We start from the raw sequence: 13,313 nt of genomic DNA on the forward strand, positions 1-13,313 counted from the left end.
TTCGAATGCGGTATCGTCCGTGCCTGTTCGTCCAAAGCCAGGTCCCTCTCTCAGGGTATCTGACTCATGTCATGGCCGGGCATCATGTTGACGTTCAGATGGTACATGACCCAGAGTGAGCCCGTCAGCGCGATCACCACTAGGATGAGGGTGAAGATCAGGGCCATCATGGTCCAGCCGCTCTCCGACCTGGTGTTCATATGCAGAAAGAACACCATGTGGACGATGATTTGCACGACGGCGAAGGCCATGATGGCAATTGCCGACGCCATCTGATTGCCGAGCGCGTTGGTCATGACCAGCCAGAAGGGAATGGCGGTCAGCACGACGGACAGGCCGAAGCCTGTCAGATAGCCGCGCGCCGAGCCGTGATCGACGCCGTGATGCGCGTGGCTCTGGTCGCTGGTGTCTGTTTGGTGCCCGGCGCTCATCGCAACATTCCCATCAGATAAACGAAGGTGAAGACGCCGATCCAGATGACGTCGAGGAAGTGCCAGAACATGCTCAGGCACATCAGGCGCCGCTGGTTCGCGACGATCAGCCCATGCCTGGAGACCTGCACCATCAGTACCACCAGCCAGATCAGGCCGAAGGTGACGTGCAGGCCGTGCGTTCCGACCAGCGTGAAGAACGACGACAGGAAGCCGCTGCGCTGCGGCGTCGCCCCCTCGTGGATGAAATGGGCGAATTCGTAGAGTTCGATGCCGAGAAAGGCGAGGCCGAACAGGCCAGTGATCACCAGCCACACCTGCATCGGCCTCACCTGTCCCTTCGCCATCTCCAGCATCGCGAAGCCGTAGGTGATGGAGGACAGCAGCAGCATGGTGGTGTTGAGCGCGACCAGCGGAAGATCGAACAGATCCTTTGGGGCGGGTCCGGCCGCATAATTGCCACCGAGCACGCCGTAGACCGCGAACAGCATAGCGAAGATGAGGCAGTCGCTCATCAGGTAGATCCAGAAGCCGAGCATGGTGCTGCTGCCGCTCTCGGCATGGCCGTGGTCGTCTTCCAGGTGGAAGACCGTGTCGTCGATCACCGTGTCGGCGTGTGCCATGGTGCTTATCCCGCCTGGCTGGTGGCTGCGAGCAGGCGTGTCCGCTCGTCCTCGACGCAGGTGACGTCACTGGACGGAATGTGGAAGTCCCGGTCGTAGTTGAAGGTATGCGCTATGGCGTAGCCGATCAGGGCGACGAAGCTGACGATCGCCAGCCACCAGATGTACCAGATGAGCGCCACGGCAAGCACCACGCTCAACCCGGCCAGGATGACGCCGGCTCCGGTGTTGCGCGGCATGTGGATGTCACGGAAGCCCGTCAGAGGGCGCTGGTAGCCGCGCTTCTTCATGTCCGCCCAGGTGTCGAGATCATGGACGACCGGGGTGAAGGCGAAATTGTACGCCGGGGGCGGCGACGAGGTTGCCCATTCGAGCGTACGCCCGTCCCACGGATCGCCGGTATCGTCGCGAAGCTGCTCGCGCCGGCGCACGCTGACGAAAATCTGGATGAGGAAGGACAGGATGCCAAGCAGGATCAGGAAGGCGCCGAAGGCGGCGATGATGAACCAGATCTGCAGCGAGGGATCCTCAAAGGTGCGCAGCCGGCGCGTTACGCCCATCAGGCCAAGTATGTAGAGCGGCATGAAGGCGAACCAGAAGCCTACCACCCAGAACCAGAAGGACATCTTTCCCCAGAACGGATCGAGCCGGAAGCCGAATGCCTTGGGGAACCAGTAGCTGATGCCGGCAAACAGGCCGAACAGCACGCCGCCGATAATGACGTTGTGGAAATGCGCGACCAGGAACAGGCTGTTGTGGAGCACGAAGTCGGCCGGCGGAACCGCGAGCAGCACGCCGGTCATGCCGCCGACCACGAAGGTCAGCATGAAGGCGACTGTCCACATCATCGGCAGTTCGAAGCGGATGCGGCCGCGGTACATGGTGAACAGCCAGTTGAATATCTTGGCGCCTGTCGGGATCGAAATGATCATCGTTGTGATGCCGAAGAACGAGTTGACGCTCGCTCCCGATCCCATGGTGAAGAAGTGATGCAGCCAGACCAGATAGGACAGGATGGTGATGACGATGGTTGCGTAGACCATCGATGTGTAGCCGAAGAGCCGCTTGCCGCAGAAGGCCGAGGTCACTTCGGAGAATATGCCGAAGGCCGGCAGGATCAGGATGTAGACCTCGGGGTGGCCCCAGATCCAGATCAGGTTCACGTACATCATCGGATTGCCGCCGAAGTCGTTCGTGAAGAAGTTGGTGCCGACATAGCGGTCGAGTGCCAGCAGGGCCAGCACCGCCGTCAGCACCGGGAAGGCGGCGACGATGAGCACATTGGTGCAAAGCGCGGTCCAGGTGAAGATCGGCATTCTCATCATGGTCATGCCTGGCGCGCGCATCTTGACGATGGTGCAGACCAGGTTCACGCCCGACAGCAGCGTGCCGACGCCCGCCACTTGCAGGGCCCAGATATAATAATCGACACCGACATCGGGACTGTAGCCGATACCCGACAGCGGCGGATAGGCAAGCCAGCCGGTGCGGGCAAATTCGCCGACGAACAGCGACATCATGACGATGACCGCGCCGCCGACTGTCATCCAGAAGCTGAAATTGTTGAGGAACGGAAACGACACGTCGCGCGCGCCGATCTGCAGCGGGACGACGAAATTCATCAGGCCCGTCACCAGCGGCATCGCCACGAAGAAGATCATGATCACGCCGTGCGCGGTGAAGATCTGGTCGTAGTGATGCGAATTGAGGTAGCCTTCCGAACCGCGGAAGGCCATCGCCTGCTGGAGCCGCATCATGATGGCGTCGCTGAAGCCGCGCAGCAGCATGACGATGCCGAGCACCATGTACATCACACCGATGCGCTTGTGGTCGACGCTGGTGAACCATTCGCGCCACAGATAGCCCCAGAGCTTGAAATAGGTCAGTGCGCCGACGAGTGCCACGCCGCCCAGCGCGACGACTATGAAGGTCGCGACCACGATGGGTTCGTGCAGCGGCAGCGACTCGAGCGTGAGCCGGCCGAAGATCGCCTTGAGAAAAGCAGGATTGTCGAACATGTCTTGCGTGGCGCCTCAGGAGTTGAAGGGCGACCGAAGCGTGCCGGTTGCGGAAGGTGACGGCAGTCGGATCGACAGGGGCGGTGGCCGTTGCAGACCAACGCCGACTATCGGCGTCGAGGTCATCGGCGTGACGGATTGATCGGCCTTCGAAGCCGCCAGTGCTTCTTCGGTCGTGCATATGCTGGCGACATAGGATGGGGCAGGGCCGAATATCGTGCCGCGCCGGGCGAACTTGTCATACAGCAGCGGCAGGGTGTTGCGGATGCCGGCCATTCCCAGCCCGCCCTTGGCATCGATCTGCGACATCTCGCTCATGCACATCTTGCCGGGCTCGACGCACATGTTGAGGATCGCCTTGTAGAGATCGGCATCCACCGCCGCATAGTGGCGCACGGGTTGGTTCTCACTGGGCTGTTCGAGCTCCAGATAGCCGTTTCGGTCGAGCTTGCCGCCGCCGTCCTTTGCCTTCGCGATCCATGCCTGGAAACCGGCATCGTCTAGGCCGTGGAACGCGAAGCGCATTCCCGAGAAGCCGGCGCCGCTGTAGTTGGCGGAGAACCCTTCATAGTCGCCGGACTTGTTTATGACGGCGTGCAGCCTGGTTTCCATACCCGGCATTGCATAGATCTGGCCGGCCAGTGCTGGAATGTAGAAGGAGTTCATCACCGATGCGGAGGTGATGCGAAAGCTGATCGGCCGGTCGACCGGCGCAGCCAGTTCGTTGACCATGGCGACGCCGTACTGCGGATAGATGAACAGCCATTTCCAGTCGAGCGCGACGACTTCGACCTCAAGCGGGCGCACGTCCGGCGGCAGCGGCTTGCCGGCCGATACACGTCCGATCGGCCGATAGGGGTCGAGCAGATGCGTCCCCATCCACGTCACTGCGCCCAGGCAGATGATGATCAGAAGCGGCACAGCCCAAATGACGAGTTCGAGATGGGTCGAGTGGTCCCAATCCGGCTCGTAGCGCGCCTCGCGGTTGGACTGGCGGTATCGCCAGGCAAAGAATATGGTGAGAGCCATCACCGGTATGATGACGATCAGCATCAGTGCCGTGGACACCATCAGCAGGTCGCGCTGCTGCGCGGCGACGTCGCCGGCAGGGTTCATGACGACCATGCTGCAGGAGCCGAGCGATGCCAGCAGGGGCAGCAGGAAAAGGGTACGGAGACGGCTCAATGTATGACCTGTCGGTTGTTCCCCCCAGTGCTAGCCGCACCGCGGCAATGAAGGCATTGGACAATTTGTCCAATGCCGCAATGACGCGGCAGGCGTCATCAAAGCATCTGGCCCGCGCACATGGCAAGCGATCGTATGAGACCGCGGCGGGGCGACGGAGAATGCTGTGAGCCCAACTTCGAAGATGGAAGCCGACGCAAGACGGATCAACGCGCGGCATCATGAGGTGAAGCCCGGCGAAATTGCCGTTGGCGTCATCATCGGCAGGACGTCGGAATTCTTCGACTTCTTCGTCTACGCGATCGCTTCCGTCATCGTTTTTCCGAAGCTCGTATTTCCTTATGCCGACCCGTTGACCGGCACGCTCTACTCCTTCGCCATCTTCGCGCTTGCCTTCATCGCGCGGCCGATCGGGACGGCGATCTTCACCGCGCTCGACCGCGCCTACGGCCGCAGCGCCAAGCTCACCATCGCGCTGTTCCTGCTGGGGACCTCGACCGTGTCGATCGCCTTCGTGCCCGGTTACGACCAGATCGGCCCGGCTTCGGCCTGGCTGCTGGCCATGTTCCGGATCGGTCAGGGACTGGCGCTGGGCGGGACATGGGATGGACTTGCCTCGCTGCTGGCGTTGAATGCGCCCGAAAAGCGCCGCGGCTGGTATGCGATGATCCCGCAGCTGGGCGCACCACTCGGGCTCATCGTTGCCAGCGCCCTGTTTGCATATTTCGTCGGCAACCTGTCGGCCGAAGACTTCTTCAGCTGGGGTTGGCGCTACCCGTTCTTCGTCGCCTTCGCTATCAATGTCGTCGCCCTGTTCGCACGGCTGCGCATCGTGGTGACGCCGGAATACACCAAACTGTTCGAAGGCCAGGAACTGGAGCCGACTTCCGTCCGCGAGACGTTGCGCGCCGAAGGGCGCACTGTCGTGCTCGGCGCCTTCGCGCCGCTGGCGAGCTTCGCCCTGTTCCACATGGTGACGGTGTTTCCTCTGTCCTGGATTTTCCTGTTCACCCGCGAGGGACCGGCGCGGTTCCTGGTCATCGAGACGATCGGAGCCTTCTTCGGCCTGGCGGCAATCGCGATCTCGGGCTTCGTCGCCGACCGGGTTGGGCGTTGGCCCTTGCTCGGAGGGTCGGCGGTGGCCATCGCCGTTTTCAGCGGTTTCGCGCCACAGCTGCTCGATGGCGGCTTCGTCGGAGAGTCCGTCTTCATGGTGTTGGGCTTCGTCCTGCTCGGCCTGTCGTTCGGCCAGTCTTCAGGAGCACTCGCCTCGAACTTTTCAAAGACCTACCGCTATACAGGTGCTGCGCTTACCTCGGACCTCGCCTGGCTGTTCGGGGCGGGCTTCGCCCCCATAGTCGCCCTGTTCCTGTCCGCCCATTTCGGGCTGATCTCATCAGGCGCCTATCTGTTGTCGGGAGCGCTATGCACGCTGCTTGCGCTGAGGCTTAACCAGCGCCTGGATCGGACGCCCGCTTGAGTGACCTGCTTGGCCAGGGCTGGGGACCTCCCGGCCCAATGACTCTGCACGACAAGACCAACAAACAGAATTTTCTGCTTCTGATTCAACTGCGCTGGATCGCGGTCGGTGGTCAGATCGTGACGATCCTGTTCGTCCGCTACGTGCTCGGCATCGGATTGCCACTGGTCCCGATGGCGGTGGTGATCCTGCTGCTGATCGCTCTCAATGTCGCCAGCCTGCGCCGGCACAGCAGCCAGGACGCGATCACCAACACCGAGCTGTTTCTTGGGCTGCTGCTCGACGTCACCGCGTTGACGGTCCAGCTTTACCTGAGTGGCGGCGCGTCCAACCCCTTCATTTCGCTTTACCTGCTCCAGGTCATCCTGGGCGCGGTGCTGCTGGAGACATGGTCGGTCTGGGCCCTTGTCCTCATTGCAAGCACGTGCTTCATCGCGCTGACCACTTTCTACCGTGAGATCAGCCTGCCCGCCGCACACGGTGCCGGGCTGTTCAGCTTGCACATCCAGGGCATGTTCATCTGTTTCGTCCTGGCGGCAACGCTTCTGGTGCTGTTCATCACCAGGGTCCAGAACAACATCCGCACCCGCGACGCCCATCTTGCGGATTTGCGCCAGCAGTCGGCGGAGGAGGCTCACATCGTCAGGATGGGCCTGCTCGCCTCCGGCGCCGCGCATGAGCTCGGCACGCCACTGGCCACGCTTTCCGTCATCCTCAACGACTGGCAGCGCATGCCGGCTCTCGAGGCCGATCCGGATCTGGCGCAGGAAATCCGGGAGATGCAGGGCCAGTTGGACCGTTGCAAGAAGATCGTTTCGGGAATCCTGATGTCGTCAGGCGAATTGCGCGGCGAAGGGACGGTTCGCACCTCCGTCGACGCCTTCCTGGCGGAGCTGGTGGCCGAATGGAAATCGACACGGCTGCCGCAAGGCTTCGAATACACCAAGCGTTTCGGCGCCAACCAGGAGATCGTTTCCGATCCCGCGCTCAAACAGGTGATGTTCAATGTACTGGACAACGCACTTGAAGCGTCGCCTCTCTGGGTCGGGTTGATCGTCAGCCGCCACGCGGACGATCTTATCGTCGAAGTTGTCGACGCGGGACCGGGATTTGAAGAAGCCATGCTTGCTGAATTCGGCAAGCCCTATACGTCGACCAAAAACCGGCCAGGTAGCGGGCTCGGCCTGTTTCTGGTCGTCAATGTCATCCGCAAGCTGGGGGGTACCGTCACCGTAAGAAATAGAACCGAGGGGGGAGCTTCGGTTACGTTGCATCTGCCGCTGGCTGCTCTGTCTCCGCGAGGGCACAATGCCGACTAAACGCACGCTGTTGATCGTCGAGGACGACATCGCCTTTGCCAACGCACTGCGCCGGTCTTTCGAACGGCGTGACTACGAAACGCATAGCTGCCGGAGCGTCGACGACGTGCATGCGCTGATCGGCACCGTTGCCTTCCAATATGCCGTGGTCGATCTCAAGCTTGCCAGCGGCTCGGGCCTGGAATGCGTCAGGGCGCTGCACGAGCACGATCCTGAAATGCGGATCGTCGTGTTGACCGGCTTTGCAAGCATCGCCACCGCTGTCGAGGCGATCAAGCTCGGCGCCTGCCAGTATCTTGCCAAACCCGCCAACACCGACGACATTGAAGCGGCTTTCGGCCAGGTCGAGGGCAATGCTTCGGTGCCGCTCGCCGAGCGACCAACCTCGATAAAGAACCTCGAATGGGAGCGCATCCACGAAATGCTGGTGGAGGCCGATTTCAACATTTCCGAGACAGCACGACGGCTGGGCATGCACCGCCGGACGCTGGCGAGGAAGCTGGAGAAGAGGCGTGTGAAGTAGGCACGATCTACTGCATTCCAGTCGCACATTGGCCCGTTGCCGCCATGCCGACCCAACCGCTGCCGTCGATGCGCCGATGGAAATCACCCGCACAACGATGCCGGGAGCGATGCTGCGAGGCGAGGGTGGAGGCGAACGATGTCCTCAAAGGGAAAAAATTGGCAGGGCAGGGATTAAAATCCCCACATGCTCCGTAAACAGGACATGAAACCGTCGATGCCACGCTTTGACATCATAGGACAACTCGGTTCGCTGCGCCGCTATGCGCGCTCGCTGACGCGGGACAGCACCGACGCCGAGGATCTTGTCCATGACGCGCTGGTGCGTGCCTATGAGCGGCGCAGCACGTTCCGCTCCGGCGGAAACCTGCGCGCGTGGCTGCTGTCGATCGTCCACAACACCTTCATCGACAAGATGCGGTCCCGCAAGTCCGAAGCGTCGCGCGTCGAACAGGCTGGATACTTGGCTGACGGCAGCACGCCGGCACCACAGGAACATTCGGTGCGCCTGGCGCAGGTGCGCGAGGCTTTTTTCAGCCTGCCGGAAGAACAGCGTTCAGCGCTGCACCTCGTCGCCATCGAAGGCCTCTCCTATCAACAGGCCGCCGATGCCAGCGGCGTGCCGCTCGGCACGCTGATGTCACGCATCGGCAGGGCGCGCGCCGCACTGCGCGAGATGGAGGAGCCGGCGAAGGCAAAAAACCATCTCAGGATCGTTGGAGGCCCGTCATGACCGCAACTGTCGATCCCGTGACCGATATCGACCTCGACGCCTATGTCGACGATCAGGTCGACGTCACCCGCCGCATCGAGGTCGAAGCATTCTTGTCCGCTCGCCCGGAGGCGGCGGCGCGCGTGATGTCGGATCTCAGGACCCGCGATGAACTGCGCGTGGCGCTCGCCGGTTCCGCAGGTTTGGCCGGCTCCAAGGGCATGGCGCGCCCCGCGACCGCCGATGCCGCGCGGCGGCTGGAGAGGGGGCTTGCCCGCGGCCGGCTCTTCGGCGTGTTGCAGCGCGCGGCGGCGGTCGCCGGCTTCGTCGCCGCCGGCTGGCTGGCAAACGGCATCATCGGGCCGATGTCGGTGACCAAGGTCGTCGCCTCGCCGCAGCCGCCCGCCTATGTCGACGAGGCGGTGCAGGCCCACAGGACGACGCTGGTGCGCGAGAGCATGCCGTCGCAGCCGGAAGCGCCCAATTACAACGCCGGCGAAATCCGCGCCGCCACTGCCATCGTCATGCCGTCGCTGCCGACGGATTGGAGGGTGCGCGACGTGCAGATCTATCCGTCGCGCTTTGGGCCGAGCGTCGAGATGGCGGTCGAGACGAAAGACATGGGGCTGGTGTCGCTGTTTGCGATCCGGCCCGGAACCTTCGACGTCGTCAAGCCGACGATAGCGCCCTCGGGCGACATTTCGTCGGCCTATTTCCAGATCGGCGATGTCGCCTATGCGGTGGTCGGACGAAGCGAGGTCCACGACCTCGACCGCGCCGCCGAGACGCTTGCCAAGACGCTTTACTGATCGATCCACAAAGGAGAACGCAAATGAACACCCCCAATCTGGGATATCGCGTCGGCGCCGGCGCCCAAACCGGAGCCATCTTCGACGAGGGCCTGCGCCAGCATATGCTGCGCGTCTACAACTACATGGGCGTCGGCCTTGTGGTCACCGGCCTCGTCGCCTTCATGATCTCATCGACGCCGGCGCTCTACGTGCCGATCTTCTCCAGCCCGCTGAAATGGGTGGTGATGCTGGCGCCGCTCGCCTTCGTCATGCTGTTCTCATTCAAGATGCAGACCATGTCCGCGGCGAGTGCCCAGGCGATGTTCTGGGCCTTCTGCGCGGTCATGGGCCTGTCGCTCGCCTCCGTGTTCCTGGTCTTCACCGGAACCAGCATCGCGCGCACCTTCTTCATCGCCGCCACCATGTTCGGCGCCACCAGTCTCTACGGCTACACGACAAAGCGCGACCTGACCCAGTTCTCGTCGTTCCTGATCATGGGCCTGATCGGCGTGGTGATCGCCAGCATCGTCAACATCTTCCTCGGCTCGACCGCGCTGCAGTTCGCCATCTCGGTGATCGGCATCGCCGTGTTCATCGGCCTGACCGCCTGGGATACGCAGACGATCAAAGAACAGTATGCCGAGAATTTCGACGCGGAATCGCGCCAGAAGCTTGCCGTCTTCGGCGCCTTCTCGCTCTATCTGAACTTCATCAACATCTTCCAGCTGCTGCTGAATTTTACCGGCGAACGCGAATAACGACTATCCGCTGTGGGCAAGAGCGAGGGTTATTGCTCTTGATGCGGAGAGGTGGCCGGAGGGAGATCCTCCGGCCACAATTCGTTCCTGCAGAACCAGGCTACACCTTGAGTCCCCAAGAGCTTTTGCTAGTCTGCCCACCGCGCCGGCCTTCAACAACGACCCGCGAGGAAATGTGGCACAGGACAGCCAAACGCTTCATGGCGACGGCATCTCGGCGACCATCGTCGCGCAAGGTGCCGAACTGATTTCGCTGCAAGACGCGCACGGATTTGAATTCCTGTGGCAGGCGGGGCCAGAATGGCGGCGGCACTCGCCGGTGCTGTTCCCGATCGTGGGGCGGCTGGCGGGCGATCATCTGCGCCATCGCGGCCGGACCTATCCAATGACGCAGCACGGGTTTGGGCGCGACAAGCCGTTTGCCTGGACGCAGAAGGGGGCGCGATCCTGCACGCTGGTGCTCACTGACGACGCCGACACCTGGGCGCGCTATCCATTCGCCTTTCGGCTTGAAGTGACCTATACGCTGGTCCGCCAGCAGCTTGATGTGACTTTCGACATCACCAACACCGGTGATGAGCTCCTGCCGGCATCGATCGGGGCGCACCCGGCATTCAATTGGCCCTTGCAGCCGGATTTGGCCAAGACGGATTACCGGCTGATCTTTGCCGATGATGAGCCGGCGCCGATCCGCCGCCTTAAGGACGGACTGCTGCTGAAAACGCCACAGCCGACGCCTGTCGAAGGCAACATACTCCCGCTCTCTGAGCGGTTGTTCGACGAGGACGCGGTGATCATGGACCAGATCGCCAGCTCCAGCGTGCGTTATGCCGCTGAGCGTGGCCCGGCTCTGGAGATGTCCTGGCAAGGGGTTCGGGAGTTGGGCGTCTGGTCAAAGCCGGGCGGCGCGCCATTCCTTTGCATCGAACCTTGGCACGGCCTTGCAAGCCCGGTGGATTTCGATGGTGATTTTGTCGACAAACCAGGCCTGATGCTGGTCGCGCCGGGGGCAAAGCGCGTGATGAGCTATCAGATACGGCTGCTATGACGTTCCTGATCGGCAGATCCAGCCACGCCGGGAGTGCCCTATGAAGCTGTATTTCAGCCGCAATCCCAATCCTCGATTGGCGGTCGCGGCGGCACTCCATCTCGACGCGAAAGTCGAATTTGAATTCGCCTCGCCCTTCGCTCCGGGGCAGGCGGAGAAATATCGGCCGTTAAATCCCAATCTCTCACTGCCCATCCTTGTGGATGATGAGGGAAAGAGCCTCTGGGAGGCAGACGCCATAGCCTGCAGGCTCTCGCGCGACGCGCATTCGGATTTCTGGCGCACCGGCGATGACGAACCCGAGATGATCCGCTGGCTGAGCTGGGGCAAGGAGCACTTCGCACTCGCGTGCGACACGGTGCATTTCGAACGTGGGACCAAACAGCGGTACGGCATCGGCCCGATCGATCAGAAGCGGGTGGAGGAGGGCCTGAACCAATTCCATACGGCCGCGGCAATACTCGACGCCGTGCTTGCCGAGCGGCAGTGGCTGGTCGGGAATTCGATCTCCTATACCGATTTTCGAATGGCGACCTTCCTGCCGTTCAACGATGCCGCCAGATTGCCGCTCGACGAATATTCCTCTGTCAGCCGCTGGTACCGGCGGCTTGAAGACATCGACGCCTGGCGTGACCCTTTCAAGGGGATGGATGCACCCGAATTGCCGCCGGTGCCGCAAACGGCTGTCGCGGACCAGCGGTGAGAATGCGCGCGAAGAGCCGCGCAGCAGGCCGAGTCTACCAAGGCAATGATGTGCGGGGGATCGGATGAATATCTATGTCCTGAGTGTGGTCGAAGGACAGGAATGGGTCCTTCCTCGACAGGCGGACGACTACCAGCTGTTTTCGACGCTCTGCGGCCGGAAGCAGACACAATGGCATCCGCCCGGGATGGAGATCCTGCGCGACCACGACGACGGTACGCTCCGGCAGTATTCAGATTTTCCATGGCTTGGCGAGCATGTGCTGATCCTGCGGGCGAGAGCGTTGAAGTTGCTTCGGCCAACCCTCGAACCGTACGGTCAATTCCTGCCGCTTCGTGCTGACGAGCCAATATCGCTCTTCAATGTCACCACCGTGATCGATGCGCTGGACGAGGAACGTTCAAAGATCGTTCGCTTTGACGATGGCGGCATAATGGTGATCGAAAGCCTCGTCCTTCGAGCGGACGCAATCGGCGGTGCCGAGATATTCAAGCTGCCCGAGCGTGCCGATGGGGTGCGAATATCCGATATCTATCTGCAGGAGACGATCGTACGCCGGATCGGGGAGCTTGGGCTCAAGGGCATTGCTTTCAACTTGGTCTGGAGCGACGAGCCGGTCGGACAAGGCAGGATCGAGTACCCAGGTGTGGAAAAGGGCATTTCAACCGCAAGCTCGCTCACGCGCTTTTGGGCCGGTCTGCGGCGAAAAGCGGGGTTTTGATATCAAACCTGCCGGACGACGGTGCCGACCACATTGACGAGAAGGCGCGCGGCGGTCAGCGCTGACAGGCCGTCGATATCGGCCGGAGGATAGAACTCGACAAGGTCGAACCCTGCGATCCGGGCCCGTCTGCCGAGGCCGGCGATCAGGTCGATCACCTGCAAGTAAGTGAGGCCGCCGGGTGTACGCGCCGCCACGCCCGGCATGATGCTTGGATCGAGGCTGTCGCAGTCGAGGGTGACGACAACCCGCGCGCCTTCCGGAATATGCCGGAGCGCGGCTTCGACGCCCTGAGCGTGAACCTCGCGGGCGGTCACGAAGCGGCTGCCATAGCGCCGTGCCGCTTCGATCTCGGTGATGCGTGCGCTGCCGACGCTGCGCAGGCCGACTTGCACCATGCCTGCGACATGCGGCATCTCGCTCGCCCTGCGCATCGGGCTCGAATAGCCGTGGCGCTCGCCATACACCTCGTCGCGCCAGTCGATATGGGCGTCGATCTGCAGGACCCAGACCGGCCCGTGCTCCGCAAAGCCGGCGAGGAAGGGAATGGTCATGGAACAGTCGCCACCGATCAGGATCGGCACGGCCGGCAATGCCAGGATCTCGCACGTTTTTGCCTTGATCCTGCCCCGGTTTCCGGCGTTGTCATGCATGGTGGTCAAGATATCGCCGGCGTCGATGCAAGAGGCCGGCTTGCCGTCGAACAGCGGGCCGCCGAGATCGAAATCCCAGTGCCCGACGAACGCGACGTCGTCCTGGCTCGCAGCGCGGATGGCATCCGCCGCCAAGGCGTGGCCGCGGCTGTCCTTGCCGGGATAAGTGCTGCCGTGACCGGCTCCGAAGATCACCGCGCGGGGCATGTGGCCATCTGTCAGGCGATCGGGAAAACCGAGAAAGGGAGGCGAGGGGGTCATGCCTGATGATCCTGATGATAGCTTGGCGCACGCCGATCGGGTGCGTTTAAGTCAAGCGCCTCGGCTTCAGCTTTGTGTGCCGATTGGG

At 62.1% G+C, this 13,313-nt stretch carries 14 protein-coding genes; 9 read left to right on the forward strand and 5 right to left on the reverse strand.

The annotated features are described in order from the left end of the window. Nucleotides 1-50: 50 nt before the first annotated feature. From cyoD to cyoA, 4 genes are read right to left on the reverse strand one after another with little or no spacing between them, the layout of a single operon-like run. On the reverse strand, nucleotides 51-431 hold the full coding sequence (gene cyoD / locus EOA13_RS17610) for a cytochrome o ubiquinol oxidase subunit IV (RefSeq protein ID WP_127294459.1): 381 nt from the start codon (nucleotides 429-431) through the stop codon (nucleotides 51-53). Then, nucleotides 428-1,054, reverse strand: coding sequence for a cytochrome o ubiquinol oxidase subunit III (cyoC, locus tag EOA13_RS17615; protein WP_127294461.1), 627 nt, complete (start codon nucleotides 1,052-1,054; stop codon nucleotides 428-430). Before cyoC ends, cyoD begins: the two co-directional genes overlap by 4 nt. Before the next feature lie 5 nt (nucleotides 1,055-1,059). Continuing rightward, nucleotides 1,060-3,072 carry a cytochrome o ubiquinol oxidase subunit I gene (gene cyoB, locus EOA13_RS17620; RefSeq protein ID WP_127294463.1) on the reverse strand — a complete coding sequence of 671 codons (2,013 nt, stop codon included), beginning with the start codon at nucleotides 3,070-3,072 and terminating at the stop codon, nucleotides 1,060-1,062. A gap of 15 nt (nucleotides 3,073-3,087) precedes the next feature. Next, nucleotides 3,088-4,257: a ubiquinol oxidase subunit II gene (gene cyoA, locus EOA13_RS17625; protein ID WP_127294465.1), complete on the reverse strand. Its 1,170-nt coding sequence runs from the start codon at nucleotides 4,255-4,257 to the stop codon at nucleotides 3,088-3,090. A 184-nt stretch (nucleotides 4,258-4,441) separates the two neighbouring features. Here cyoA and EOA13_RS17630 point away from each other — a divergent pair, with 184 nt between their 5' ends. The 9 genes from EOA13_RS17630 to EOA13_RS17670 all read left to right on the forward strand — a co-directional run bounded on the left by EOA13_RS17630 (nucleotide 4,442) and on the right by EOA13_RS17670 (nucleotide 12,311). Further along, nucleotides 4,442-5,737 carry an MFS transporter gene (locus tag EOA13_RS17630; protein WP_164780145.1) on the forward strand — a complete coding sequence of 432 codons (1,296 nt, stop codon included), beginning with the start codon at nucleotides 4,442-4,444 and terminating at the stop codon, nucleotides 5,735-5,737. Further along, entirely contained in the window at nucleotides 5,734-7,056 is a 1,323-nt protein-coding gene (locus tag EOA13_RS17635) for an ATP-binding protein (protein ID WP_127294469.1), read from the forward strand. Before EOA13_RS17630 ends, EOA13_RS17635 begins: the two co-directional genes overlap by 4 nt. Further along, entirely contained in the window at nucleotides 7,046-7,579 is a 534-nt protein-coding gene (locus EOA13_RS17640) for a response regulator transcription factor (protein WP_127294471.1), read from the forward strand. Before EOA13_RS17635 ends, EOA13_RS17640 begins: the two co-directional genes overlap by 11 nt. A 216-nt stretch (nucleotides 7,580-7,795) precedes the next feature. Then, entirely contained in the window at nucleotides 7,796-8,311 is a 516-nt protein-coding gene (locus EOA13_RS17645; protein WP_236383399.1) for a sigma-70 family RNA polymerase sigma factor, read from the forward strand. Continuing rightward, nucleotides 8,308-9,099 carry an anti-sigma factor gene (locus EOA13_RS17650; RefSeq protein ID WP_127294473.1) on the forward strand — a complete coding sequence of 264 codons (792 nt, stop codon included), beginning with the start codon at nucleotides 8,308-8,310 and terminating at the stop codon, nucleotides 9,097-9,099. Before EOA13_RS17645 ends, EOA13_RS17650 begins: the two co-directional genes overlap by 4 nt. Nucleotides 9,100-9,122: 23 nt before the next feature. Further along, nucleotides 9,123-9,839 carry a Bax inhibitor-1/YccA family protein gene (locus EOA13_RS17655; protein WP_023812012.1) on the forward strand — a complete coding sequence of 239 codons (717 nt, stop codon included), beginning with the start codon at nucleotides 9,123-9,125 and terminating at the stop codon, nucleotides 9,837-9,839. A 175-nt stretch (nucleotides 9,840-10,014) separates the two neighbouring features. After that, nucleotides 10,015-10,887, forward strand: coding sequence for an aldose 1-epimerase family protein (locus EOA13_RS17660; RefSeq protein WP_127294475.1), 873 nt, complete (start codon nucleotides 10,015-10,017; stop codon nucleotides 10,885-10,887). Between the two features lie 40 nt (nucleotides 10,888-10,927). Beyond that, entirely contained in the window at nucleotides 10,928-11,590 is a 663-nt protein-coding gene (locus EOA13_RS17665) for a glutathione S-transferase family protein (protein ID WP_127294477.1), read from the forward strand. A 64-nt stretch (nucleotides 11,591-11,654) separates the two neighbouring features. Then, nucleotides 11,655-12,311, forward strand: coding sequence for a DUF1629 domain-containing protein (locus EOA13_RS17670; protein ID WP_127294479.1), 657 nt, complete (start codon nucleotides 11,655-11,657; stop codon nucleotides 12,309-12,311). Between the two features lie 2 nt (nucleotides 12,312-12,313). Here EOA13_RS17670 and EOA13_RS17675 read toward each other — a convergent pair whose 3' ends face one another. Then, nucleotides 12,314-13,225, reverse strand: coding sequence for an agmatinase (locus EOA13_RS17675; RefSeq protein ID WP_127294481.1), 912 nt, complete (start codon nucleotides 13,223-13,225; stop codon nucleotides 12,314-12,316). Nucleotides 13,226-13,313 lie beyond the last annotated feature (88 nt).

This window comes from Mesorhizobium sp. M7A.F.Ca.US.011.01.1.1, assembly GCF_003998295.1.
In the GTDB taxonomy this organism is placed as follows: Bacteria; Pseudomonadota; Alphaproteobacteria; order Rhizobiales; family Rhizobiaceae; genus Mesorhizobium.